Genomic DNA, 23,809 nt, shown 5'->3' on the forward strand with positions numbered 1-23,809 from the left:
GGAAATCTCATGAAAAAGCGACGCCCTGCTACCTCAGCCCTGGACCACATCGAGACGGCCAGCACCGGTCACCACTGCCCAAAAACCGGATGGTGGTCACTGAAGTGGAATGAAGAGGCCACCGCGTTCATCACCGAGGGTCAGGTGATGCCTGCCGTGGGCGGCGTTCCGACCGTATGGATTCTGCGTGCGGCGGCCAGCTATGGTCGTGTGGGCGCAACGTCGTTGCTTGCGGCGTCCTAGGACATCAACTGCTTGTTGGACCCTTTCCCGGTTCGGCAGGCACGGTATAAGCGTGAGGGCCAATGTCGCGTCCCATCTCGTCTGCGACTTCCCGGAGCTTTTCCGCGAGCAGTGCCGCGCTTGGAGTCAGTGGACGGTCCGGATGAAGCAGCAAACCGACTTGTTGCGCCAACCCATCCAGGTGAAGGTCGAGGATCTCCACATCCGGTTCGGCCACCGCCATGGTCTCCGGCATAAGGGCAAGGAAGCCGCCCTCGACAACCAGCGTACGCAAGGTGGCTGGCGCCCCCGATTCGACCTGCTGTGAAGGCGGGGCAAGGCCGGCGTTCCTGAAGTTCAATTCAAGTTGGTCCCTCAGGGGAGTATTGGCCAGCGGAACGACCCACCTGTGCTCGACCAAATCATGCAAAGACGCACAGGGCAGATCGTGCGCAGGATGCGACCGCGCAGCCACGATTCGGAACTCCTCCCGGTAGAGCGGAACCAGCCGCAGCCGCGCTGTGCTTGGATGATCTGTCACCCTGCCTACCAGCAGGTCCAGATCCCCGCTGCTCAACTCCTGGATCAAGGTTTCGGGGGGTGCCTCGCGCAGGCGAACCTCAACCCGGGGCTTCTCAGCCATGAGCCTGGCAACGGCCCGCGGCAACAAGAGATTCGCGCCGGTGACATGAGCCCCCACCTGCACAAGGCCCGCATCCGGATCATTGAGCTCGTCCACCCGGCGCCGCAAGGTACCGAGGTGTCCCACAATTGCCTTGGCGTGTTCGAGACAGGCTGCCCCGGCCGGAGTGGGAACCATGCCACGCCCTGTCCGTTCGAACAGTGAGGCTCCTACGGCGTGTTCGGCTTCCCGCAGCGCACGGCTTAGCGCCGGTTGTGTCAGATACAGTTCCTCTGCGGCCCGAACCAGGCTTCCGTGTTCTGCGACGGCGAGCACTATGACAAGGTGGCGTAGTTTCAGGTGGGTGGTCAGCAGCGCCCGCAGGTCCATACGATCATCCTACGGGCAGCTGCCGTCCACAACCGGGGCTTCCGGGAGTGGATGCCGGTCAGTGCGCTCCAACTGCGGCTGCACGCCTCGGCTGCGCTACTTCACGATCCCATTCGGCCGCGTCCCGGCCGGCGGCCTTCAGTACCTGCTTTTGCACTTTGCCGTTCTCCGTCTGGGGTAGTTCGTCCATGGTACGGAAGAAGCGCGGGATGGCGAAGGAGGCCAGACGCGGAAGGCAGAACCGGCAGACTTCGCCGAAATCCACAGGCTCACGGAGAATCAGGGCGGCCATGACTTCGTCCTCACCGAGCTCCGAGTCGACCGCGTAGACAGCGGCTTCCTGGATGGCAGGGTGTTGACGAAGTACCTGCTCCACCTCAACGGAGGAGATGTTCTCGCCACGGCGGCGGATCACGTCCTTGATCCGGTCAACAAACCGTACCCACCCGTCGTCGTCGATCACCACACGATCGCCGCTGTGGAACCAGAGGTCCTGCCACGCTTTGGCAGTAGCCTCCGGCATATGGTGATACCCGGTGGCCATGGCGTGCGGCTGGTCGCTGCGGATCAGCAACTCCCCGGGCTGGCCGTTGGGAACAGGGACGCCGTCGGCGTCCACCACGCGGATGGAGAAACCTGGCCGGACCTTACCCATGTAGCCTGGCCGCCACTGCCGAGGGGTGGATCCAATGACGGAGTTGGTTTCCGTCGAACCATAGCCGTCAAGCAATAGCACCCCGAACCTCTCCCTGAAGGGCTCAACGAGGCGCGGCGGCGTAGCAGGAGAGAGAGCCAGCCTGATCCCATGATCACGGTCGCCGGAGCTGGGTTCACGGCTGTCGAGTATTCCCACCATGGCGCCGAGAAGATAGGTCACCGTTGCCCCGGCCGAGGACGCATCAGCCCAGAATCGTGAGGCCGAGAACCTCGGACCGAGCACGTACTCGCCACCACAGACCACCGCTTGCATAAACGCGTTAAGGGCGTTGGTATGGAAGAGCGGCAAGCAGGTGTACAGGACATCGTCCGGCCGAAGCCCCAATTGATCGGACATGTTGGCCGCCCACCAATAGAACTGTCCCTGTGGGCAGAGAACACCTTTGGACACTCCTGTGGTTCCAGAGGTGTACAGGATGGCCGCAGTTTCTGCCGGGCCGGTGGCCAAGGGCTCAATGGCCGCCACAGGTTCCGGTACCGCTGTCACCTCAATGTCCAGTTGGTCCTCCGAGGGTGGCTCGTCAAGAACCCACACCCGCCGGAGCCTGGGTACAGGACCAAGAGCGGCAAGGTGGGGCAGGAATGCACTCTCGGCAACCACCAATTCGGGTTCTGCGTTGCTCAGAATGTGCCTCAGTTGCTCACCGCGGCTGGCGGTGTTGATGGGTACGGCAATTGCGCCGATCCATGCGCATCCCAGGATAAAGTCCAGCAGTTCGGTCCGGTTGGAAGACATCAAGGCAACGCTCTGGCCGGCCTCGATCCCCGCATTCCGCAGCAGTCCACCAGTTCGGGCGGCGGCATCAACCACCATGGTGCTGTCCCTGCGGACCTCGCCGCAGCGGAACAATGGAGCCGAAGGAGCTGTGCGGGCACGTTCAAGCAGCATTTGCGGTATCGTCCTTGGCCGCAAGCTTTGATTGGCAAACCCAAAATTCATTGTTGTTCCTCATTCACAGTTGAGCGGAGTGGTACATAGGCGTACACGCCATCGTTGGTGTCCAGGTTGTTGGCGAGCGGCAAGCGGTCGCCGTAGCTTGCCTGTCCGCCGGTTACACGACCGACGACGGACGGCCCACCTGGGATTTTCAGCGTTGCCAGAAGTGTGCCGTCGGCTAGACGCGTTGTTTCGGCGACGTCCGCGTGCTCCACCAGCACTGTTGAGAAGTTCTCCTGCCCGCAGTCGGGACAGAAGAGCCGTGCCGGGAAGAAGCGGTTCCCGCAGTTCAGGCAGTTTTGGATCGCGGCGCTCATCGGGCAGCCTCCAGGACCGACATGGTGGCGCAGGCTCCATAACGGTAGAGGACCATGCCGTAGCCGCTGACCACTGCGTGGCGCGCATCCACCTGACGTGCTCCTGCGCGGCCCATGAGCTGGCGCGCGGCCTCCACGAGTCCATGCATGCCCCCGGCTGCTCCCGCTTGGCCGGCGGACAGTTGCCCTCCGGACGTGTTTACGGGCAGCAGGCGGGTGGCGATATTCGCTTTGATAAAAGTTGCCGGGTCTTCGTGATCGGCGAGAATTCCCAAGTCCGCGAGTTGAGCGATCACCATGGCGGGGTAGTCGTCATAAACACAGGCGAGGCCAATCTCCTCGGGCCCGATCCCGGACTGATCCCAGCCGGCGGGGGCGCATTCCCGCAATCCGGTGACCAGCCCCTCGCCTGATTGCTGGTCTGCGTTGTAGGAGGCGCGCACCGACAACACTTTCGCCCGAGGTGTTCCGTTGCCCCTATCTGCAATAAGTACCACGGCATCCGCGCCGGTGACGGGCGGGACGCAGTCGTATCGGCCCAAAGGGCTAGCCACCATGGGGGCTTCCAGATACTCGTCCAAGCTCAGTGGTTTCCGATAGACGGCGCCAGGGTTATCCGTGGCCCATCCGCGTTGCGCCACGGCAATACGGCCGTAGTCTTCTCGGTTGAGTCCGAGTTTCTCCATCTGACGGGTGGTCAGCATGGCAAACAGGGCATTCGGGCCGTTCATGGGCAACGGTGCCAAATGGTCTTCAGTGGCTTTGTTGTAGCTGGCTACCAAGTGGGAGAAGGCTGCTTGATCCATCACGTCCCCAGCGACCAGCACAATCACACTTGCATCGCCTGACTCGATGGCCCGCACCGCGTGCTGGAGCATGCCGCCGGCGCTTGCCCCGCCATTGGTGTCTTGCATCAACCAGGAGAGACGCAGGCCCATCCGCCAAGCCAAGTCAATGGCATGATCCGGGCCGAGGGTGAAGCTGGAGACCGCGAACCCGTCTACGTCGCTTGGCCTTAGACCTGAATCGTTGAGCGCGTTGCTCACGGCGCGGGCGATGACACTGGATGTCTCTGTTCCAGCTGAAGGGTGTCGGGTGTAGGGGGACTGTCCTGTCCCGACGATGGAGACCGTCACGGTAATTCCTTTCGGGGAGTACGGAAGAAAAGAGAAGGAATGCCCGTTGCTACGGCACGCGCTGGACTGTGCGCTCTGCTGGGTCGCGCTCTTCAGCCTTAATACCGCGGCGGGAGAAGACCAACGCTATGAGGGTGACCAGTACCAAACCGATCACGTAGAGCGACACCGGGATGGAGGAACCGAATTGCAGCAGCAGGGCTGTGGCGATCAAGGGTGCGAATCCGCCGGCGAAAACTGCTGCGAGCTCGTGTGCGATTGCCATGGCGGAGTAACGGACCTCGGCGGAGAACAGTTCATGGAAGAACGCGGGCTGCGTTCCGATCATTGCACCGTGGCAAAGACCGTTCGCCACGAGGAAGGCCAGGATGACCACAGCCGGCGTATTGGAATCGATCATGGCAAAGAAGGGGAAGGCCATGGCGCCCATGCCGATGGCGCCCAGGGCGTAGACAGGTCGCCGTCCGATCCGGTCCGAAAGGTGGCCGAAGAAGATGTAGGTGCCAAACGAAACGAGCATGGACACTGCCACAGCCATCAGGAGGAGCCCCTTGTCCACGCCCACGTGGACACCGTAGGCGATGGAGAACGAAAGGAAAATGTACGAGCCCCCGTTCTCCGCGACGCGGAGGCCCATGGCCACCAGAATCTCCCGGGGATGGGTTTTGATGGCGGCCAGGACGGGAAGCTTGTGCTGTTTGGTCTCGCTGACGTCGGTGAATTCCTTGCTTTCAGGCAAACGGAATCGGATGTAGGCGCCCACTGCGAGCAGTACAACGCTCAGGAGGAACGGTATGCGCCAGCCCCACGCCATGAATTGGGAATCAGGCATCAATTGGACGAGGAAGAAGACGAGTGAGGAAAGAACGAAGCCCAAGGAGATGCCACCTTGGCTGAAAGCCGACAGCATTCCTCGCCGCGAGTCTGAAGAGTTTTCGCTGATCAGCAGAACACCCCCGCCCCACTCGCCTCCGGCTGCGATGCCTTGGGCGATTCGAAGCAGGATGAGCAACGTAGGAGCCCACAGTCCAACCTGGGCATAGGTTGGCAGTAAGCCCATAAGGGCAGTGCTGATGCCCATGATGGTGAGTGTCATGACCAGAGCCCGTTTGCGGCCCAGCCTGTCGCCGATATGCCCGAAGATGATGCCGCCCAGAGGCCTGGCGGCAAATCCGACGGCGAAACCGGCGAAAGCGGCCATGGTGCCTACAAGGGGATCGATGTCTGAGGGGAAGAACAACCGGCCGAAGACTACAGCTGATGCAGTGGCATAAAGGAAGAAGTCGTACCATTCCAGTGCGTTGCCTACGAGCGACGCAACAACGTACCGACGGACGCCGGGACGCTGCCCTGGCAAGGTGTGTTGCTGATGGGACATTGTTGCTCCTTGGGTCAAGTCTGTGGCGTCCGTCCGGCCGGAGCGACGTCGTTGTCGCGGCCGGGATGGTTCGGCTGGGGCGAGCGCTCTACTGCCGAAGCGGACGAACTGTGATGGGCGTTACAGCTGCTAATTCAGTTTCCCTCCGTGCCGGGAAAACGTCGAATGCCTGTTTTGCCAGGGGATATGCCTATCCGGGTAACCCGGGTCTCGAGGCCTGAAAAGCTGTTCCAGGCGGAGTGCGGGGGTGCTAACGTCGCTGCCACAAGTCCCGTTTCAATCTTCCCGGGCCCTGCCCTGCCGAAGGGCAACACCCCTACCAAGGAACTCACTCATGGATATGAACAGCACTACAGACGTGCGTCAGGGCAGCGTCGCCCACCTGTTGGAGGGCCTCGCAACCCGACGGATCGACGTCGTCGACCTGACCACCAAACTTTCCCACGCAACGCCAACACTGGAACTACCCGAGCCGTTTGCAAACCTCATTGATTTCAGCCTCGAGGAAGTCTCTGCCTACAACCAACCCGGCCCGTACTGGAAGCATCACAACATTCATACCGGAGAGCACATCGGTACGCATTTGGACGCTCCGGTGCACTGGATCACCGGGAGCGGTGGTAAAGATGTGGCGCAGATCGAGCCAGGCCGACTGATGGGTCCGGCACTGGTCCTTGATGTGAGCCAAGAGGTCGCCGCCAACCCCGACTTCCTCCTGGATCTACACCACATTCGTCAATGGGAGGCCGTCCACGGTCCCATCCCGGAGGGCGGCTGGCTACTCATCAGAACGGGATGGGAAGCCCGGGGCCATGACCGTCAACAGTTCCTGAACAACGACGAAAAGGGCCCCCATTCACCCGGGCTCACCGTGGAATGCGCGCAGTGGATTGCTGAAGAGTCACCCTTATCCGGAATAGGCGTGGAAACCGTCGGGATCGACGCCGGGGCCGCCGCCGGCCAAGAACCCCCGTTTCCGGCGCACCACTTCCTGCTAGGCAACGACAAATACGGCGTCACGTCCTTGCAGAACCTCTCAAAGCTTCCCCCCAACGGCGCCGTCCTCATCGTGGCGCCCCTGCCGATTGTTGGCGGAACAGGCAGTCCTGCCCGGGTGCTCGCACTCATGGACGCCTGAGCGGCCTCATCACTCAAAGACGTGACCTGACCTCCCGGAAAGAGAAACACAAATGACACTTACAACCAGCAGCCCCAAGGCCGTCGAGGCATCTACGCCAGCAGAGACAGAAACGAGTGCTGTCACTGTGGCAGAACTCGTTGGGACCACCCTCGCCAGGCTTGGTGTGGGTCATGTCTTTGGCGTCGTGGGCAGCGGCAACTTCGTAGTGACGAACGCTCTGCGAAGGGCCGGCGTCCCGTTCACCGCAGCCAGGCATGAGGGGGGTGCTGCTACCATGGCCGATGCCTATGGACGCATGTCCGGAAAGCTAGGAGTAGCCACAACGCACCAGGGCTGTGGGCTTACCAACGCCGTGACGGGCATAGGCGAGGCGGCGAAGAGCCGGACTCCAATGATTGTTGTCACGGCAGACACCGCTGCTTCGGCAACCCGATCCAACTTCAACATCGATCAAGACGCGCTCGCCATCAGCGTCGGTGCCGTGGCTGCAAGGGTTCACAGCGCTGAAACCGCAGTGGCAGATACTGTTCGGGCGTACCGCACGGCGGTCAACCAGCGGCGGACCGTCGTCCTGTCCTTGCCCACTGACATTCAAAGCGAACGGGTGGTTGAAGAAAGAGACCAGCCCGGACCGCTCGATCCTCCCCAGCGTGTCAGGCCATCCGAGGCAGCCGTCTCGCAGCTGGCAGGACTCCTCCAAAGCGCAAAGCGCCCAGTATTCGTCGTGGGCCGCGGTGGTCGGGAAGCAGGACCGGAAATAGCCGCGCTCGCCGAATCAGTAGGTGCTCTATTGGCGACGTCCGCTGTGGCGCACGGGTTGTTCAACGGCAACCCGTACAACCTCGGTATCTCCGGGGGATTCTCATCCCCTTTCACCGCGAAGACCATTGCGGAAGCAGACCTCATTGTAGGTTGGGGCTGCGCACTGAACATGTGGACCATGCGGCACGGTTCCCTGATAAGTGAGTCAACAATAGTGGTCCAGGTGGACCTTGAGGACTCAGCCCTTGGTGCTAACCGTCCCATCGATCTTGGAATCCTGGGTGACTGCGCTGAGACGGCCGTAGCTGTGCTCACGGATGTGCAATCCGGTGGCTACAGTGCAATCGGACTACGGACGCTCGAAATGGCACAACGCATCGCTGAGCAAGCCCGTTGGAACTCCGTGGAAACGTCGGACATATCAACTGATGAGACCATCGACCCACGCGTACTGAGCCGTGAATTGGACCGGATGTTGCCCGCAAATCGCATCATATCTGTGGACTCGGGCAACTTCATGGGCTATCCGAGCACCTATCTTTCCGTCCCGGACGAGTACGGTTTCTGCTTTACCCAGGCTTTTCAGTCGATCGGGCTGGGCCTTTCCACCGCTATTGGGGCGTCAGTTGCCAGGCCTGATCGGCTCCCGATCCTGGGAACGGGTGATGGCGGTTTCCTTATGGCGATTTCAGAATTGGAGACAGCGGTTCGCGAACGGATCCCACTGGTTGCCATCGTCTACAACGATTCCGCCTACGGGGCTGAGGTCCATCACTTTGACGCGGACGATGCAGACCTCGAGGTCGTGAGGTTTCCAATCGCAGACATCGCATCGATCGCGGCCGGCTACGGTGCCGCAGCCGTGACGGTTCGACGGCTGGAGGATCTCACTCCGGTGGGCGAATGGTTGTCGGGTTCCCGCCAGGCCCCGCTGGTCATCGATGCCCGAATCGCGTCTGATGGCGGCGCGTGGTGGCTGGCCGAAGCCTTCAAGGGCCACTGATGTGGGCGAACCTGGCCTAGCCCTTCTTGCGCAGCCCTGCCTGTTCCACGAGTTCGGTCAACCACGGCCGGTGTCCTTGATGAAACACCATCCCGTCCGGCAGTCCCTGCACCTTGGGGACCGAATCCGCAATGTCGATGGTTACCCTGCCGCCGGCCATGGGCGCGTTGGTGATGTGCAGGTCACCGTAAGATGCCGGCAGCTGCGGATCCATCCAGAATCCGCCGTGGGAAACGTGGGCGTCGTACCGCATCAAGCTAGTGATCAGCTGGATGGGTGAGGTGGCTGCCCAAGCTTGGGGTGAGCAGGCCGTAGGGTAGGGCACCGGTTCGCTGTACTGCCCGCGGCTGAACCCGCAGAACAGCTCGGGCAGGCGACCCTCGGAGTAGTCGGCTGCATCGAGAAGGGCCGTGGCGATCCGCTGAGCCTCCTCCACGAACCCGTAGCGCATCAGCCCGGCAGCGATAACGGCATTGTCGTGCGGCCAGACGGATCCGTTATGGTAGCTGGCCGGGTTATAGGCACCCATGTCAGTTGCCAGGGTGCGCACGCCCCACCCACTGAACATCTCGGGTGACATCAACCGTTCAGCGACGAGTGGCGCCTTGTCGTCATCCACCAAGCCGACCCAGAGGCAGTGCCCCATGTTGGAGGCGCACGCGTCCACCTGCCGCTTCTTGCCGTCCAGCGCGATCGCGTAGTAGCCGCGGTCCGGGATCCAGAACTGCTCATTGAAACGCACTTTCAACTGGGCCGCGCAATCGGCGAGTTCACGCGCAAAGGGGGCGTCACCGGCGTCGTACGCCATCCAGGCCCGGGCCATGTACGCGTCGTAGACGTACGCCTGGACCTCGCACAGGGCGATGGGCGGCTCGGCGAGCCGTCCGTCTGCGAAATTGATCCCGTCCCATGAGTCTTTCCAACCCTGGTTGATCAGCCCACGATCGTTAAGGCGCTCATACTCAACGAAGCCGTCGCCGTCCCTGTCGCCATAGTCCCGGATCCAGTCGAGGGCCCGGTCTGCGTGGGGCAACAGGGCTGCGATGGTGTCCTTGGCGAACCCCCAACGGCTGACCGAACCCAGCACCACCACGAACAGGGGAGTGGCATCGATGCTGCCGTAGTAGATGGACTTTCCGCCCAAGGCCAGGCTGCTGGAGACATCCAACCGGACCTCATGCAAAATCTTGCCCGGTTCTTCCTCGGTCACGGGGTCAACCACCGTGCCCTGCCGCTCAGCCAAAGTCTGCAAGGTGCCCAAGGCCAGTGAGGGATCAACCGGCATGGCCATTTCCGAGGCCCACAACGAGTCCCGTCCGAATAGCGTCATGAACCACGGGGCTCCGGCGGCCACAACCACTCTCTCCGGGTGGGCAGGGTCCTCAATACGGAGGGCACCAAGATCGTCGTAACTCCGCCGGAGGGTCCTCTCGATGGAGTGATTGCCCATCTGCAGGACGGGAATTTTGGCCACCCATTCCTGCCGGCGCTGATCACTTCTGGACAATTCGCCGACGGCGGGACGCACCACGGGCGCTGCCGGCGCTGCCCCTTCAAGGCCGGGCACCACTGTCAGTTCGGTGCTCCAGGAGCCCCGTGCCGGGATAGTGGTCCGGTAGGTGAAACCTTCACGACTCGCTTCTGCGATGTCGGAACTTACGACGACGGACTTCCGGACTTCCTTCCATCTGGCGCGAATAGTCAAAGAGTTGGCGTGGGCCTCGTGGCTCTCTTCCCACTGCGTTTGGACGCGCGCTTCCTTCACCTCAAAAACATCGGCGAAATCGGCAGCTACTGTGATCGCGACGAGGCATTCGGTCGGATTCATCGAGTAGTTGCGCACGGTGAGGTGCTCCACCATGCCAAAACCCAATTCCCTGGTGCGTTCCACGATGAGCGGGGTGTCAGCGTATCCGTCAGGCATGGTGATGCGGCCAGCGAAGACCGCCCTGTATGGTTCCTTCGTTTGGGCTGTCAGGGGTTCCACGGACTGTCCGTTTACCGTCAGGCTCCAAGCGGAGAGGATCCGGGTGTCCTGGAAGAACAGGCCGTGTGGATGATCCGGGTTGATGTCACCGCTGGGCAGCGAGATGCAGAAGGAAGTGCCCTCCACCAAGGTGATTGTCCCGGCGCCAAGGGGGCCGGCCGCGGTATCGGCATTCCATCCAGCCATTTTTCGGGCTCCTTTGGCGGTCCTGCTTCGTCCTCGCTGTCCTGCTGCATCCTCACAGTGACGCTACTCTTGCGCGGCGATGTGGGCCAGACCCACGACCGATATCTGCCTTGGGAGGGGGCATTTGGCCTGAGCCTGAGACGAAGCGTCCATCCTGTGGCTATTTCCAATCTGAGCTATCGTCGATTGTTGACAATTGCTAGGATTGAACATGTGCTCTACCAAAGACGGCGGGCACATTCACGCGGGGCTTAGGCCCCAGAAGGAGCAATCAATGGTCAAGGCCACTGTCATGAAGAATGCCAACACCGAAAACCCGGGCGAACACCTTCCGAAGCCCACATCAAGTACCCCCGGTCAGACGGAAGTGTCCCTCCGCCTGTGGGCCCGGGAAGGACTCAAGACAGGCATCTGGGAAGCAACGCCCGGTGTGTCTACGAGTACCAGGCCCGGGTATGACGAGATCTGCCAGATCCTCAGTGGCACAGCGACCATCACCGAAGAGGATGGAACCAGCTTCGAAGTCGGTCCCGGCTCGTTGTTCGTCACGCCGGCCGGCTGGACTGGAACGTGGACCATACACGAAACGTTGCGGAAAATGTGGGTAGTGGCTGACCTTCCCAAGGTCTAGTAGAGAAGGTCCAATAGATGGAGGGAAGGGCCCGGTTCACTGAACCGGGCCCTTCCCTTGATTCGGATATTCGACGGGACCTAGGCGGTTATTCCCGTCACCTCGGGCTTGGACGTAAGGTCCTCAACAGCCTTTTGCATGTGGCCTTGGATGGCCTGCTGAAGGCCATTCCGATCACGTGCCTCCAGAAGGTCCAGGATCATCTGGTGTTCCTGTACCAGTGCATCGATGCGGGGATAGGCCACCTCCAGGCTGAGGATACACATCCTGGATTCGGCAGCAAGTGTTTCGTAGATCCGGATCAGGCGCGTGTTTCCTGTTCCAGAAACAAACGCCGTGTGGAACTGCATATCCAACCGGGCGATAGCTTGCCAGTCAGACGCCGCGACCTGTTTGGCCATACTTCGGATGATGCCTTTAAGTTCCCGGCAGGTGTCAGTGACCTGCTCGGGCTCAGCATCCAAAAGCGTGTTGGCGGCGGCCAGTTCCACTGCCTCGCGGACGGCATAGATCTCCCTGACGTCATCCGTGGAGAGTTCCAGAACGAAGACGCCGCGGTTGCGCTTGCTCACCAGGATGCCTTCTTGGCACAGCCGCTGCAGTGCTTCCCGGAGCGGGCCCCTGGACGTGCTGAGCTGGCTGGCCAGCGCCGATTCGTTGACCTGTTGTCCAGGCCTGAAGGCTCCTTGGACAATGAGCTCCCGCAATTGGTCAGCGATCAGCTGCGCCGTGGGCCGGCCCTCCAAAACGAACATTCCCTCCGGTGCCGCCATTGACATCCCCTCATTCCATGCTTCGGCAAGTTGAATCTATTAGATCGCTACTGCGGTGTACTTGTATTCCAAAAACTCTTCAATCCCAATTTTGCCGCCTTCGCGTCCCAACCCGGACTGTTTGACACCGCCGAAAGGCGCGGCGGGATTGGACACCAGACCGGTGTTCAGTCCGACCATGCCCACTTCCAGGTCTGCGGAGAAACGCAGGGCCTTTTCCATGCTCTCCGTGAACACGTACCCCACCAAGCCCCATTCAGTATCGTTGGCCAGGCGGAGGACTTCGTCTTCGCTGTCAAACGGTGTAATGGCAGCTACTGGGCCGAAGATTTCCGTGGACATCAAAGCGGCGTCCGTGGGTACGTCCACCAGGACGGTGGGAGAGTAGAAGTAGCCAGGGCCTTCCGGACGGCTGCCGCCGGTCAGGACACGTGCGCCCTTGGACACGGCGTCCGCAACCAGGCTTTCGACCTTTTCCAGGCCCTTCTGTTCAATGAGGGGTCCGACATCGGTCCCTGCCAGGGCGCCATTGCCTACCTGCAATTCTGACATCTTTTTGGAGAACTTCTCGCCAAACTCTTCCACTACGGAGCGGTGGACGAAAAAGCGGTTGGCGGCAGTGCAGGCCTCTCCCATGTTCCGCATCTTGGCCTTCATGGCTCCATCCACGGCCTTCTCGATGTCTGCATCGGCCAGCACGATGAAGGGGGCGTTTCCGCCGAGCTCCATGGAGGACCGCATCACGTTATCGGCAGCCTGCCGCAGGAGGATCTTTCCCACTTCGGTGGAACCGGTGAAGCTGATCTTGCGCGCGATCCCGCTGTCCGTCCAGGTCCGGACCACGCCCGAAGCGCTCGACGTCGTCACAACGTTCAGCACGCCGTCGGGAAGTCCTGCTTCCTTGAAGATCTCAACGAGCGCCAATGAAGTCAGGGGCGTGAGCTCCGCCGGCTTGAACACCATGGTGCATCCTGCGGCAACGGCAGGGGCGATCTTGCGCGCACCCATGGCGAGCGGGAAGTTCCACGGAGTCACCAGCACGGAGGGCCCCACTGGCTCCTTGGTGATGAGGATGCGGGTGTTGCCGTCCACGGAGCTGGCGTTGTCTCCGCCGATCCTTACTGCCTCTTCGGAGAACCAGCGGAGCATCTCGGCGCCATAGGCCACTTCGCCTTTTGCCTCCGTGAGGGGCTTGCCCATCTCGGCGGTCATGATCGCTGCCAACCGGTCCGTATTGGCGATGACGAGGTCGTAGGCGCGGCGGAGAATGTCCGCGCGTTCCCGGGGTGTGGATTTCCCCCAGGCTGCCTGGGCACGTCCGGCGGCCTCAATAGCCAGGGCGGCATCTTCAGGGCTTCCGTCGGCAACGTGGGCAATGACTTCGTTCGTAGCAGGGTTTTCAACTGCAAAGGTGGCGCCGTTTGCGGCCTGCTGCCAACGTCCGTCGATGAACAAGTCTGTTTGCAGTGAGCTGGAATCAAGTGAGGGGGTCATGGTGGCTCTTTCAGTGATCGGAGGACTAGGAGGTGGCCGACTTGAGCGCCTGCGAGAACCTGGACAGGCCAACCTGGATCTCGTCGCTGCTGACGTTCAGCGCGGGGATGAGGCGGATAACATTGCCGTGCGGCCCGCAGGTGAGGAGGAGGAGCTCTTCCTTGATGGCAGCCTGCTGGACGGCCAGTGCGGTTGCCGCGTCCGGGGCATTGTCTGCTGCAGTGAATTCGACGCCCTGCATCAGGCCCCGACCGCGAACGTTTCCGATTCCGGCGAACTCCGTTTGCAGTGCCTCCAGTCCCGCCCTCAGTTCGTCGCCGCGGAGAAGAGCGTTTTCCACGAGATTTTCGCGCTTGATGACACCAAGGGTGGCCACGCCGGCTGCTGCCGCGACGGCGTTCCCTCCGTAGGTTCCGCCCTGGGAGCCTGGCCACGCTTTGCCCATCAGCTCTGCGGAGGCGGCGATTGCCGAGATGGGGAAGCCACTGGCGAGGCCCTTGGCGGTGATCACTACGTCAGGCAGGATCCCGGCCCAGTCGTGGCCCCAGAACTTACCGGTACGGCCAACGCCGGCCTGGACTTCGTCGAGGATCAGCACTATGCCGTGTTTGTCTGCTCGTTCACGCAGTCCTTGGAGGAAGGCGACGGGGGTGGGGATGTAGCCGCCGTCTCCGAGGACAGGTTCAATGATGAAACCTGCCGTGTCGCTGGGGGCGCTGATGGTCAGCAGGAGGTGGTCGAGTTCCTTCAGTGCGAATTCGACGGCGGTAGCTTCGTCCCAGCCATAGCGGTACCAGTGCGGGAACGGAGCTACGTGCACCCCACCCATGATGGGGGAGAAGCCGGAACGGAATTTTGTACCGGCTGTCGTCAGGGATGCCGCTGCAACGGTCCGGCCGTGAAACCCTCCCTGGAAGGAGATGATGTTGGGCCGGCCGGTGGCCATGCGGGCCAAGCGGATTGAGGCTTCCACTGCTTCAGAGCCGGATGTTGCGTAAAAGACGCTATCCAAACCCTGCGGCAATACAGAGCCCAGAAGCTCGGTGAGTGACAACAGCGGCTTGTGCATCACGGTGGTGTATTGGGCGTGGACAATCTTGCCCACCTGTTCGCGGGCCGCGGCTACAACATCGGGATGGCAGTGACCGGTGCTGGTGACACCAATCCCGGTGGTGAAATCCAGGTACTTTTTGCCGTCGGTCGCGTGGATCCAGCTACCGGCCGCGTGGTCGACAACCACGGGGGTTGCCTGCTTCAGGATGGGGCTAAGTGTTGCCATGGCTTCATACTTTCTTAGGAACTGTAGATTGTCAACAATAGGCGATTGTGGGATATTCCCGTTGTTCGACCGAAACCCGTCAGGACGCTTGGAACCTTTGTGGCCGAAGGAAGTCCAAGCCGTCCATCCAACGCTTGCCGAGTGCTTCGCTGGCTGCAATTTCTCCATAGCCGGAGGCCATTTTGAAGCCGGCTCCAGAGAACCCCGTAGCCGAGTAGATCCTGCTGGAATCGCCAAGGAAACCCATCAATGGCTGCGCATCCGAGGTGAAGAGGTCCGGGAAGGCATCCGAGCGCACGATGCTGGGAATCAAACCGGGGAAGAACTCCGAAACTGTCTCTATGGTCTCCGTGATCTCGGCTTTGCTGAGATCACGGGGCACTCCGTCGGCAGCGGGAGTGGGTGCCCCGCGACCATCGAGCGTGGCTTTGACAGTTACGCCGTCCACAGCGGGTGCCCCGTACATGGAGCGATCCCCTGAAATCCTGATGAAGATAGGAAACTTCTCCGGTGAGAATTGTTCTGCGTCGCGGGCGACGAACCATGAGAGGAAGATCCGCTTGGTTTCGGTGTGCGCTTGGAGATATTCGGGCATGAGTTGTTTGGACCACGCGCCCGAGGCGACGATGACTCGTTCGAAGGTCCAAGTGCTTGCACCGGACGTGATCACGACGCCGTCGTCGGTTTCAGTGATGCTTTCAATAGGAGTATTGGTGTTGACCGTTGCGCCATTGGCTTCGGCTGCGGTGATAGCCGCAGTGATGGCACGATCGGTTCGCAGGGCGCCGGCATTGGGGTCGTAGACGGCGATGTCGTCGGCACGGAGGTTGTGTTGGGGGTAGCGGGCGGCCATTTCCTCACGGCTAAGGACTTGGTGGGCGGCTCCTGTCACCTGTGTGGTCTCGAGCAGGCTGCGGAGGTATGGTCCGTCGCTGGTGCCGATTGAGAGTCCGCCACAACGGGTGAGGATATCTTGGCCGGTCTCCGCTTCGAGTTCTGCCCAGAGCTCGCGGGAACGTTCCAGGAGTGGGTAATAGGCAGGGTTGCCGCGGTAGATCATGCGGAAGAGTCGGGTGTCTCCACCTGCGGCGCTTCGTGCGTGCGCAGGGGAGTGGGCTTCAAATCCCACCACAGAGTCGGTGAGTCGTGATGCTTGCCAGAGGGCCATGCTGCCGATGCTGCCCAAGCCGATGATTGCGAGTTTTCCGTCCATGGTTAGAGGACCTGTTTGAGGAAGGCTTGGGTGCGGGGTTCTTTGGGGTTGGTGAGGATTTCGCGTGCGTCGCCGCGTTCTATGACGTTGCCGTCGTCCATGAAGATCAGGGAGTCTGCTACTTCGCGGGCGAAGCCCATTTCGTGGGTGACGACGACCATGGTCATGCCTTTTTTGGCGAGGTCTTGCATGACGTTGAGGACTTCGCCGACTTTTTCGGGGTCCAGGGCGGAGGTGGGTTCGTCGAAGAGGATGATTTCGGGGTTCATGGCCAGGGAGCGGGCGATGGCGACGCGTTGTTGTTGGCCGCCGGAGAGTTCGGCGGGGTAGCGGTCTCCGAAGGCTTCGAGGCCGACGCTGGTGAGGAGTTCCTGGGCGTGTTTGGCTGATTGTTTTTTGTCGGCGCCTTTGACCAGGACGGGGCCGGCCATGACGTTTTCGCGGGCGGTCATGTTGGGGAAGAGGTTGAAGGATTGGAAGACCATGCCGACGCGGGTGCGTTGTTGGGCGAGTTTTTTGGGTGGCAGGGCGTGGTAGGCGTTGTCGGTTTCGTAGTAGCCGAAGTCTTCGCCGTTGACTTTGAGGATGCCGGAGTCGACGGTTTCGAGGCCGTTGATGCAGCGTAGGAGGGTGGATTTGCCGGAGCCGGAGGGGCCGATGATGCAGCAGATTTCTCCGCTGGCGATGGTGAGGTCGACGTCTTTGAGGACTGTTTTGTGTCCGAAGGATTTGCGGATTTTTTGGGCGTGGATGGTGCCGTCAGCGTTCATCGTGCTATGCCTTCCGGTGCGGTGAGTGTCACTTTGCGGGCTTTGCGGGGGACCCGGGCGGAGGTGTGGGAGTATTTTTGTTCGAGTTTGGATTGGGGGTAGCTCAGGAGCATGGTCATCACGAGGTACCAGAGGCTGGCGACGATGAGCAGGGGGATGGTTTCGTAGGTGCGGGCGTAGATGAGTTGGGCGCTTTGGAGCAGTTCGGCGACGCCCAGGACGGAGACCAGGGAGGTGCCTTTGAACATGCCGATGACTTGGTTGCCGGTCGCCGGAATGATGGAGGGCATGGCTTGGGGGATGATGACTTTGCGCATTTTCATGGCTCCGCTCATGCCCAGGGAGTCGGCGGCTTCGATTTGGCCTTTGCCTACTGAGGAGAATCCGCCGCGGATGATTTCGGCCATGTAGGCCGCTTCGTTCAGGGTCAGGCCGATCAGGGCTGCGGTGATCGGGCCCATGATGGCGTTGGTGTCGATCGCGGTGCCGATGTCGGTGAAGGGGATGCCGATGGACAGGTTCGGGTAGAGCGCGGAGATGTTGAACCAGAAGATCAGTTGGACCAGGACCGGGGTGCCGCGGAAGATCGTGATGTAGACCCCGGCGAGGGCGGCGATGGGTTTGATGCTCGAGGCCCGCATGATGGCCAGGCCCAGTCCGAGGAGGGTGCCCAGGGCCATGCTGGCCACGGTCAGGAAGATGGTGAGCATCAGCCCGCGCAGGATGGATTCGTGGGTGAAGTATTTCGCTACGACGTCCCATTTGAAGTTCGGGTTCGTCGCGACCGAACTCAGGACACCGATACCGACCAGGATGCACACGACCCAGGAAACGTACTCAAACGTGCTGCGCCGCTTCAACCGCGGCTTCAACGCCGAATCCAACCCGCTCATCACTTTGCTTCTTTCAATAGTCACTTGCTTCATCGGGGCACCCACTAGTTCAGTTTGGCGTCGGTGATGGCTCCGGAGTCCAGGCCCCAGTTTTCGAGGGACTCCTTATACTCCGGGGTCTGCAGGACCGACTGGAGTGCCGTCTGGAAGGCCGGCGTCAGGGGTGAGCCCTTCTTCAAGCCGATTGCCGTAAGGTCGCTGGAGCCGACATCGACGCGACCCACGAGTTCGAAGGAGCCAGGCTGCTGCTTCTCAGCCCACCCGAGCGCCGTTGTGTCATAGAGGATTCCGTCGATGCGCTTGGAATGCAGCTGGGTCAGGGCGTCCTGGACGTTGGGCAATGTCACACCGTTGATGGCCGGTTGTCCCTTTGAAGTGCAGGTCTGCTCGCTCAGCGCGGGGAGGCGCTTGAGCTGGCCCGTTGATCCCTGGGTGACGGCGATGTTCTTGCCGCACAAGGTCTCCACGGTGAGGTTGAGCGGGTTGCCTGCAGCCACGGCAACGGAGTTGCCGGCCTTGAAGTAGTCGATCATGTCCAGGACCTTGAGGCGTTCCTCAGTCTTGGACATGGTGGTGGCAGTGAAATCGAAGCGGCCGCCATCGAGACCGGGAACAATCGTGTCGAACTTCGTGTCCACGAACTTCAGCTTCAGGTCAAGCTTCTTGGCAATCAGCCTGGCGATGTCCGGGTTGAGGCCGATCGCCGTTGTATTGTCCTCAGCAAGGAACGTGGTTGGCGGGTAGTGCAGGTCCATGGCGACCGTCAGTTCGCCCTTGTCCTTGATCGACTGCGGCAGCAGGGCCACAGCAGCTGAATCAGGCTGGACGCCCTCGGAAATGTCCGTGGTGTTGGCTGTTTTGCTGTTGTCTGCGGAGTCGCTGTTGGCGGCGCCGCCGCAAGCGCTCAGTGCCAGCAGAACGGCAAGTCCTGCAGCTGCGGTCTGTGCCTTGGTTCGAATCTTCATGATGCTTCCCTTCGGGGGAGTCGGGCGGTGGGGAGGGGAGAAGGTCTAGTGTTGAAATGTGATCCGGATCTCTCCGTCATCTACTGCAATGCAACCCCCTCAACAGTAGATTGTCAACAATTGACAGAAACTTTTTTGCGAACCCGGGCCGTTGAGAATCGTTCTATTTAGTTGCGGAGAACTGTTGACAATTGACAATTTGGCGGCCTAGAGTCGAGTCATCGGTCGAGAAGCTCCCGGCCCGTCCGCAGGAATTGCGACGCTCCCCTTCACTCGACACCCTTATAAGCGGCCCGCCCGCCTCCATATCCCGAAAAGAAACGGACTTGACATGGCAGAGACCAATTCCCGGCCGAAGTACATCTCCTTTGACATCTACGGCACGCTGATCAACTTCGACATCGATCCCACCACCCGGCGTCTGCTCGGTGGACGTATCTCTGAGGAACAGTGGCCCACCTTCAAGAAGCAGTTCCGCGGATACCGCTTCGACGAGGTCCTTGGCGACTACAAGCCGTACGAGCAGATCCTCCAGGATTCATTTGACCGTGTGTGCAAGCGCTGGGGCATTGGGCCCACTGAAGGTGCGGGCGCAGCGTTTGCTGACGCTGTCCGCGGTTGGGTTGCCCACGAGGACGTTCCGGCCCCACTGAAGCTCATGGGCGATAACTACCAGCTCGTGGCTCTGTCCAACGCGGACACCAGCTTCCTGGACATCAGCATTCCCAAGCTCGGCGCAAACTTCCACTCCGTCTTCACGGCCGAGCAAGCCCAGGCGTACAAGCCCCGTTACCAGGCATTCGAATACATGCTGGACACCCTGAACGCTAAGCCGGAGGATTTCCTTCACATCTCTTCCCACACCCGCTACGACATGCATCCGATGCACGATATGGGCTTCCGGAACCTCTGGATGCTGGATCGCGGCTATGACCCCATTGGCCATGGCTACGACCTCAGCACAGCTAAATCCCTGGACGAGATCAACAAGCACCTCGGTCTCTAAACCGAAGTCGAGGCGAAAGGCCAACCCGTGAAACTTGTACCCTACTGGCTGGATACTGCAGAGCCATCCGGCGATTACCGCCGTACTCCGGTCCCGGAGAGTGTTGATGTTGCGATTATCGGCGCGGGCTTTACCGGGCTATCGGCAGCAATTGAATTTGCCAAGCAAGGCGCCACTGTTGCTGTCTTCGAACGCCACACTGTTGGTTGGGGCGCATCGGGCCGCAACGGGGGGATGGCTACCACTGGTTTGGCCATTGGCTTCAGTACGGCAGTCAAACGGTACGGGGCGCCCCGTGCCGTTGAGATGTTCCGTGAATACAACGACGCCATCGAAACCATCGAGAAGCTGGTGCACGACAACGGAATCGACTGCGACTTCAAGCGATTCGGCAAGCTTTCCCTCGCGTTCCACAAATCGCACTACGATGGCTTCCTAAAGTCCCAGGAGCTGCTCGCGAACCTTGTTGATCACCACGTAAAAGTCATTCCCAAGTCGGAAATCCACAGCGAAATCGGAACGGACTTCTACCAAGGCGCCATGATGGATCCCCTGGGTGCGGGTCTGCATGTGGGCAAGTTCGTTCACGGGCTGGCGAAAGTGGCAGCCGACAACGGAGTCGACATCTGCGAAAACGCAAGTGTCACGGAGCTGAACAAGGTTTCGGGCACAGTCCATGACGTCCACACCACCCGAGGCATCACTCGTGCAAAGCAGGTTCTGGTGGCCACCAGCGGCTACACCGGCAACGTTACCCCGTGGCTGCAGCGTCGTGTGATTCCGGTGGGCAGCTTCATCATTGTCACCGAACCCCTGCCGGAAGACGTGGTGAACCGCATTCTGCCGAACAGGCGACAGGCCTCTGACAGCAAGATGCTGACGTACTACTTCCGGATCACCCCTGACAACCGGCTGCTCTTCGGAGGCCGGGCGCGGTTCGCCATGTCCAACCCTGAATCAGACGTCAAGAGCGGCGAGATTCTGCACAAGGCCATGACTGAACTCTTTCCCTATCTGTCTCATGTGAAGGTGGACTACATCTGGGGCGGCTTGGTGGACCTCTCCATGGACCAGATGGTCCACGCCGGCCAGCATGATGGCCTGTTCTACTCCCTTTGCTACAGCGGACATGGTGTTCAGATGGCTGCGCACATGGGCAAAAGGATGGCCCACTACATGGCGGGGGACAAACAGGCGAACGTGTGGGAAGACTTGAAGAATCCGCCGGTGCCCGGCCACTTCGGCCCGCCATGGTTCCTGCCGTTTATTGGCGGAGCCGCGAAGATCATCGACCGCATCAAATAGGCAGGGTAAAGGATCACATGAGTTCATCAACCAAAGTCGCTGCTGCGCGCCCGAAAACAGGGGAAGAAACTGCCTACAGGCGGGCAAGTATCGCAGCCCTGCCGGGAGGTGCGTTCCTGGAAGGCCGTTGGGAGACAGCTGACAGGATCCTTGAAATCCGGGATCCCGAAGACGGCGTGCTCTTGGGAACCGTGTGTTCCTCCACCCCGCAGGATGTCAGGCGCGCGGTTGCCTTCATCCATCGCCACCTTCAGGAAGACGATTGGGCTCTGCGGGACCGCAGGGAGGCTTTGGAACGAGCTGCAGTGTTGCTCGCGGACAAAGCCGTGCGGTTCGCGGAGATCATCGCCGCGGAAAGCAGCAAGACCATAAACGAGGCTGAGCGCGAAGTGCGTCGGTGCATAGAGACGTTGAGGCTATCCGCTGCCGCGTCAAGCGAACTCGTCGGAGAGACTCTCGCCTTTGAAGACAGCATGGCCGGAGCCAACAAAATTGGCTGGTACAACCGCAAACCAGTGGGAATTATCGCGGCCATCACCCCCTTCAATGATCCGCTCAATCTCGTGGCACATAAGCTGGGCCCGGCACTGATCGGAGGCAACGGCGTCGTCCTTAAACCCTCAGGCCGAACCCCGCTGACGGGCCTTGCCTTCATCCAACTGTTGTTGGAAGCAGGCGTCCCCGTTGGTCGTCTTGCCGCAATCGTTTCGGGGCCGGGCGTCTCGGAAGCGATCGTGACCGACCCGCAAGTGGATCTCATCTCCTTCACCGGTGGACCGAAGACTGCCGACCGAATTGCTGCCGCGGCGGGAGCAAAGAAGATCCTTTCTGAGCTCGGCGGCAACAATGCCACGATCGTCTGCGCGGACGCGGACGCCGACGCCGCTGCCGCGGCGGTAGTGGCCGGCGCCTTCGGAGTGGCAGGCCAAAACTGCCTGTCCGTGCAGCGGGTCTACGTTCACATCTCGCTTTTCGATCAATTCCTTGAAAAGGTGGTCGCTGGAACCCGGGCCCTTCGTGTCGGAGCTAAGTTCGATCGCACCACGGACGTGGGACCACTGATCACCGAATCCGAAGCCCGCCGCGTGGAGGAATGGGTGGAGGAGGCCAAAGCACTTGGCGGCACCGTCCGCGTGGGTGGCCGGCGCCACGGCGCGTTCTACCAGCCAACCGTGCTCACGGATGTGCCCGCAGACGCCTCGGTCATCAGCGAAGAAGTGTTTGGTCCGGTGGTCAGCATCATGCCGTTCATCCAGATCACCGATGCCATCCACGCCGCCAACGACTCCGACTACGGGCTCCAAGCCGGCGTTTTCACGGAGTCGATCGAGCTGGCCCTGGCCATAGCCGACAAGCTGCACGTGGGTGCAGTGGTGATCAATGAGACCAGCGACGTCCGGATCGACTCGATGCCCTTCGGCGGCTTTAAAAAATCCGGTGTGGGACGCGAAGGCGTCAAACACGCGGTACGCGAGATGACTGAACCCAAAAGCACCATTATCAAATTGGCTGAGCCCGCCACCCGCTGGCAACAGCTCACCGCCACCCCGGAACGGAATGCATCATGAAGACCCATAAAATCGCAGTCATCGCAGGCGACGGAATCGGAAAAGAAGTCGTTCCCGCAGCCATCGAATGCCTCGAACGGATCGCGCAGCTCCACGCCATCAGCCTTGAGTTCACCCACTTCGGCTGGGGCTCGGACTACTACGGCGAGCACGGGCGGATGATGCCGCTGGACGGACTGGAACAGTTGGCGCAGCACGATGCCATCTTCCTGGGCGCCGTAGGCTCACCGGAGGTTTCGGACGCGGAATCGCTATGGGGACTATTGATCCCCATCCGCCGCGAGTTCCAGCAGTACATCAACCTGCGACCGGTGAAAACGCTCGACGGCGTCAAGTCGCCTCTCGCATCCAAGGAACCGATCGATATTCTCATCGTGCGCGAAAACAACGAAGGGGAGTACTCAGAGGTGGGCGGCCGCGCCTACCGCGGGCTGCCCCACGAGACTGCCGTCCAGGAAACCATCTTCACCCGCCTGGGAGTATCACGTGCCGCGCACTACGCAGCATCGCTCGCGTCTTCCCGCACAGGTCACTTGACCTCGGCTACCAAGAGCAACGGCATTATTCACACCATGCCCTTCTGGGACGAAGTAGTGGAAGAAACCACCCGCCTCTATCCCGACGTAACGCTCACCAGCGAACTGGTGGATGCACTGGCTGCGCACCTGGTCCTGAAGCCTTGGACCTTGGATGTCATTGTCGCCTCGAACCTGCTGGGCGACATCCTCTCTGACCTCGGGAGTTCAGTCACCGGTTCCATCGGGGTAGCCCCCAGCGCCAACCTGAACCCCGAAGGTGATTTCCCGTCCCTCTTCGAACCCGTTCACGGATCAGCCCCGGACATTGCGGGCAAGGGACTGGCAAACCCGGTAGGTCAGATCTGGTCCGGAGCAATGATGCTCCAGCACCTGGGCCATCCGGAAGCTGCCGAGCATTTGCAGCTGGCCTTCGAATCAGTGTTGCGCGAGGGCTTGGGCACCCGCGACGTCGGAGGACCGTCGTCCACCTCGGAGTTCACCGCCGCCGTCCTGGCTGCCATCGACGGCCTGGACACTGTCGGCTCGGTCGATGCCGGCGCTGCAGCGAAGCCAGCGACAGCAGCGGCGTCGTAAGC

General features: G+C 60.9%; 21 protein-coding genes. 8 read left to right on the forward strand and 13 right to left on the reverse strand.

Translation table 11 applies throughout. From position 1 onward, the window contains the following. Positions 1–9: 9 nt before the first annotated feature. The gene (locus tag RIF72_RS03105; protein WP_309073403.1) at positions 10–243 is read left to right on the forward strand and encodes a hypothetical protein; all 234 of its coding nucleotides are present in this window, start codon (positions 10–12) and stop codon (positions 241–243) included. A 4-nt stretch (positions 244–247) separates the two neighbouring features. On the opposite strand, the gene RIF72_RS03110 is transcribed toward RIF72_RS03105, so the two are convergent. The 5 genes from RIF72_RS03110 to RIF72_RS03130 are packed head-to-tail and all read right to left on the reverse strand — an operon-like array spanning position 248 to position 5,719. Continuing rightward, a complete protein-coding gene (locus RIF72_RS03110) occupies positions 248–1,234 on the reverse strand; it encodes a LysR substrate-binding domain-containing protein (protein WP_309073404.1) in 987 nt (328 codons plus the stop codon). A gap of 58 nt (positions 1,235–1,292) precedes the next feature. Further along, on the reverse strand, positions 1,293–2,891 hold the full coding sequence (locus RIF72_RS03115) for an ATP-dependent acyl-CoA ligase (RefSeq protein WP_309073405.1): 1,599 nt from the start codon (positions 2,889–2,891) through the stop codon (positions 1,293–1,295). Next, positions 2,888–3,205 (reverse strand): zinc ribbon domain-containing protein, encoded by a 318-nt coding sequence (locus tag RIF72_RS03120; protein ID WP_309073406.1) that lies wholly within the window; start codon positions 3,203–3,205, stop codon positions 2,888–2,890. The genes RIF72_RS03115 and RIF72_RS03120 overlap by 4 nt, the downstream gene beginning before the upstream one ends. After that, entirely contained in the window at positions 3,202–4,341 is a 1,140-nt protein-coding gene (locus RIF72_RS03125; protein ID WP_309073407.1) for a thiolase family protein, read from the reverse strand. Before RIF72_RS03125 ends, RIF72_RS03120 begins: the two co-directional genes overlap by 4 nt. A gap of 49 nt (positions 4,342–4,390) precedes the next feature. After that, complete coding sequence (locus RIF72_RS03130; protein WP_309073408.1) at positions 4,391–5,719, reverse strand: MFS transporter; 1,329 nt, start codon at positions 5,717–5,719, stop codon at positions 4,391–4,393. A gap of 334 nt (positions 5,720–6,053) precedes the next feature. On the opposite strand from RIF72_RS03130, the gene RIF72_RS03135 reads away from it, so the two are divergent. Beyond that, the gene (locus RIF72_RS03135; RefSeq protein WP_309073409.1) at positions 6,054–6,857 is read left to right on the forward strand and encodes a cyclase family protein; all 804 of its coding nucleotides are present in this window, start codon (positions 6,054–6,056) and stop codon (positions 6,855–6,857) included. A gap of 52 nt (positions 6,858–6,909) precedes the next feature. After that, entirely contained in the window at positions 6,910–8,625 is a 1,716-nt protein-coding gene (locus tag RIF72_RS03140; RefSeq protein ID WP_309073410.1) for a thiamine pyrophosphate-binding protein, read from the forward strand. Between the two features lie 16 nt (positions 8,626–8,641). On the opposite strand, the gene RIF72_RS03145 is transcribed toward RIF72_RS03140, so the two are convergent. Beyond that, positions 8,642–10,798, reverse strand: a complete 2,157-nt coding sequence (locus RIF72_RS03145; RefSeq protein WP_309073411.1) for a glycogen debranching N-terminal domain-containing protein — start codon at positions 10,796–10,798, stop codon at positions 8,642–8,644. A 274-nt stretch (positions 10,799–11,072) separates the two neighbouring features. Between RIF72_RS03145 and RIF72_RS03150 the strand changes: the two genes are divergently transcribed. Beyond that, positions 11,073–11,429, forward strand: a complete 357-nt coding sequence (locus RIF72_RS03150; RefSeq protein ID WP_054808428.1) for a cupin domain-containing protein — start codon at positions 11,073–11,075, stop codon at positions 11,427–11,429. Positions 11,430–11,509: 80 nt separating this feature from the next. On the opposite strand, the gene RIF72_RS03155 is transcribed toward RIF72_RS03150, so the two are convergent. From RIF72_RS03155 to RIF72_RS03185, 7 genes are all read right to left on the reverse strand, one after another. After that, positions 11,510–12,208 carry a GntR family transcriptional regulator gene (locus tag RIF72_RS03155; protein ID WP_309073412.1) on the reverse strand — a complete coding sequence of 233 codons (699 nt, stop codon included), beginning with the start codon at positions 12,206–12,208 and terminating at the stop codon, positions 11,510–11,512. Between the two features lie 33 nt (positions 12,209–12,241). After that, positions 12,242–13,696: an NAD-dependent succinate-semialdehyde dehydrogenase gene (locus RIF72_RS03160; RefSeq protein ID WP_309073413.1), complete on the reverse strand. Its 1,455-nt coding sequence runs from the start codon at positions 13,694–13,696 to the stop codon at positions 12,242–12,244. Positions 13,697–13,721: 25 nt separating this feature from the next. Beyond that, the gene (locus tag RIF72_RS03165; RefSeq protein WP_309073414.1) at positions 13,722–14,975 is read right to left on the reverse strand and encodes an aspartate aminotransferase family protein; all 1,254 of its coding nucleotides are present in this window, start codon (positions 14,973–14,975) and stop codon (positions 13,722–13,724) included. Positions 14,976–15,054: 79 nt separating this feature from the next. Further along, positions 15,055–16,188: an N-methyl-L-tryptophan oxidase gene (gene solA, locus RIF72_RS03170; protein ID WP_309073415.1), complete on the reverse strand. Its 1,134-nt coding sequence runs from the start codon at positions 16,186–16,188 to the stop codon at positions 15,055–15,057. Positions 16,189–16,190: 2 nt separating this feature from the next. Beyond that, a complete protein-coding gene (locus tag RIF72_RS03175; RefSeq protein ID WP_309073392.1) occupies positions 16,191–16,958 on the reverse strand; it encodes an amino acid ABC transporter ATP-binding protein in 768 nt (255 codons plus the stop codon). After that, complete coding sequence (locus RIF72_RS03180) at positions 16,955–17,851, reverse strand: amino acid ABC transporter permease (protein ID WP_309073416.1); 897 nt, start codon at positions 17,849–17,851, stop codon at positions 16,955–16,957. Before RIF72_RS03180 ends, RIF72_RS03175 begins: the two co-directional genes overlap by 4 nt. A gap of 44 nt (positions 17,852–17,895) precedes the next feature. Further along, positions 17,896–18,816: an ABC transporter substrate-binding protein gene (locus RIF72_RS03185; protein WP_309073417.1), complete on the reverse strand. Its 921-nt coding sequence runs from the start codon at positions 18,814–18,816 to the stop codon at positions 17,896–17,898. Positions 18,817–19,147: 331 nt separating this feature from the next. Here RIF72_RS03185 and RIF72_RS03190 point away from each other — a divergent pair, with 331 nt between their 5' ends. The 4 genes from RIF72_RS03190 to RIF72_RS03205 are packed head-to-tail and all read left to right on the forward strand — an operon-like array spanning position 19,148 to position 23,807. Next, the gene (locus tag RIF72_RS03190; protein WP_309073418.1) at positions 19,148–19,822 is read left to right on the forward strand and encodes a haloacid dehalogenase type II; all 675 of its coding nucleotides are present in this window, start codon (positions 19,148–19,150) and stop codon (positions 19,820–19,822) included. A gap of 27 nt (positions 19,823–19,849) precedes the next feature. After that, entirely contained in the window at positions 19,850–21,127 is a 1,278-nt protein-coding gene (locus tag RIF72_RS03195; protein ID WP_309073419.1) for an FAD-binding oxidoreductase, read from the forward strand. 17 nt (positions 21,128–21,144) lie between these two features. Continuing rightward, positions 21,145–22,695, forward strand: a complete 1,551-nt coding sequence (locus tag RIF72_RS03200) for an aldehyde dehydrogenase family protein (RefSeq protein ID WP_309073420.1) — start codon at positions 21,145–21,147, stop codon at positions 22,693–22,695. After that, positions 22,692–23,807, forward strand: coding sequence for a tartrate dehydrogenase (locus RIF72_RS03205; RefSeq protein WP_309073421.1), 1,116 nt, complete (start codon positions 22,692–22,694; stop codon positions 23,805–23,807). The genes RIF72_RS03200 and RIF72_RS03205 overlap by 4 nt, the downstream gene beginning before the upstream one ends. Positions 23,808–23,809: the final 2 nt, after the last annotated feature.

Source organism: Paenarthrobacter sp. (genome assembly GCF_031180005.1).
GTDB lineage: Bacteria > Actinomycetota > Actinomycetes > Actinomycetales > Micrococcaceae > Arthrobacter.

What these genes read in the sequence shown, in the direction of transcription:
- RIF72_RS03175 (WP_309073392.1), bottom strand. Translation starts at nt 16,958, where the DNA reads ATGAACGCTGACGGCACCATCCACGCCCAAAAAATCCGCAAATCCTTC.
- RIF72_RS03150 (WP_054808428.1), top strand. Translation starts at nt 11,073, where the DNA reads ATGGTCAAGGCCACTGTCATGAAGAATGCCAACACCGAAAACCCGGGC.
- RIF72_RS03165 (WP_309073414.1), bottom strand. Translation starts at nt 14,975, where the DNA reads ATGGCAACACTTAGCCCCATCCTGAAGCAGGCAACCCCCGTGGTTGTC.
- RIF72_RS03180 (WP_309073416.1), bottom strand. Translation starts at nt 17,851, where the DNA reads ATGAGCGGGTTGGATTCGGCGTTGAAGCCGCGGTTGAAGCGGCGCAGC.
- RIF72_RS03135 (WP_309073409.1), top strand. Translation starts at nt 6,054, where the DNA reads ATGGATATGAACAGCACTACAGACGTGCGTCAGGGCAGCGTCGCCCAC.
- RIF72_RS03115 (WP_309073405.1), bottom strand. Translation starts at nt 2,891, where the DNA reads ATGAATTTTGGGTTTGCCAATCAAAGCTTGCGGCCAAGGACGATACCG.
- RIF72_RS03120 (WP_309073406.1), bottom strand. Translation starts at nt 3,205, where the DNA reads ATGAGCGCCGCGATCCAAAACTGCCTGAACTGCGGGAACCGCTTCTTC.
- RIF72_RS03190 (WP_309073418.1), top strand. Translation starts at nt 19,148, where the DNA reads ATGGCAGAGACCAATTCCCGGCCGAAGTACATCTCCTTTGACATCTAC.
- RIF72_RS03105 (WP_309073403.1), top strand. Translation starts at nt 10, where the DNA reads ATGAAAAAGCGACGCCCTGCTACCTCAGCCCTGGACCACATCGAGACG.
- RIF72_RS03110 (WP_309073404.1), bottom strand. Translation starts at nt 1,234, where the DNA reads ATGGACCTGCGGGCGCTGCTGACCACCCACCTGAAACTACGCCACCTT.
- RIF72_RS03185 (WP_309073417.1), bottom strand. Translation starts at nt 18,816, where the DNA reads ATGAAGATTCGAACCAAGGCACAGACCGCAGCTGCAGGACTTGCCGTT.
- RIF72_RS03160 (WP_309073413.1), bottom strand. Translation starts at nt 13,696, where the DNA reads ATGACCCCCTCACTTGATTCCAGCTCACTGCAAACAGACTTGTTCATC.
- RIF72_RS03140 (WP_309073410.1), top strand. Translation starts at nt 6,910, where the DNA reads ATGACACTTACAACCAGCAGCCCCAAGGCCGTCGAGGCATCTACGCCA.
- solA (WP_309073415.1), bottom strand. Translation starts at nt 16,188, where the DNA reads ATGGACGGAAAACTCGCAATCATCGGCTTGGGCAGCATCGGCAGCATG.
- RIF72_RS03155 (WP_309073412.1), bottom strand. Translation starts at nt 12,208, where the DNA reads ATGTCAATGGCGGCACCGGAGGGAATGTTCGTTTTGGAGGGCCGGCCC.
- RIF72_RS03200 (WP_309073420.1), top strand. Translation starts at nt 21,145, where the DNA reads ATGAGTTCATCAACCAAAGTCGCTGCTGCGCGCCCGAAAACAGGGGAA.
- RIF72_RS03130 (WP_309073408.1), bottom strand. Translation starts at nt 5,719, where the DNA reads ATGTCCCATCAGCAACACACCTTGCCAGGGCAGCGTCCCGGCGTCCGT.
- RIF72_RS03205 (WP_309073421.1), top strand. Translation starts at nt 22,692, where the DNA reads ATGAAGACCCATAAAATCGCAGTCATCGCAGGCGACGGAATCGGAAAA.
- RIF72_RS03145 (WP_309073411.1), bottom strand. Translation starts at nt 10,798, where the DNA reads ATGGCTGGATGGAATGCCGATACCGCGGCCGGCCCCCTTGGCGCCGGG.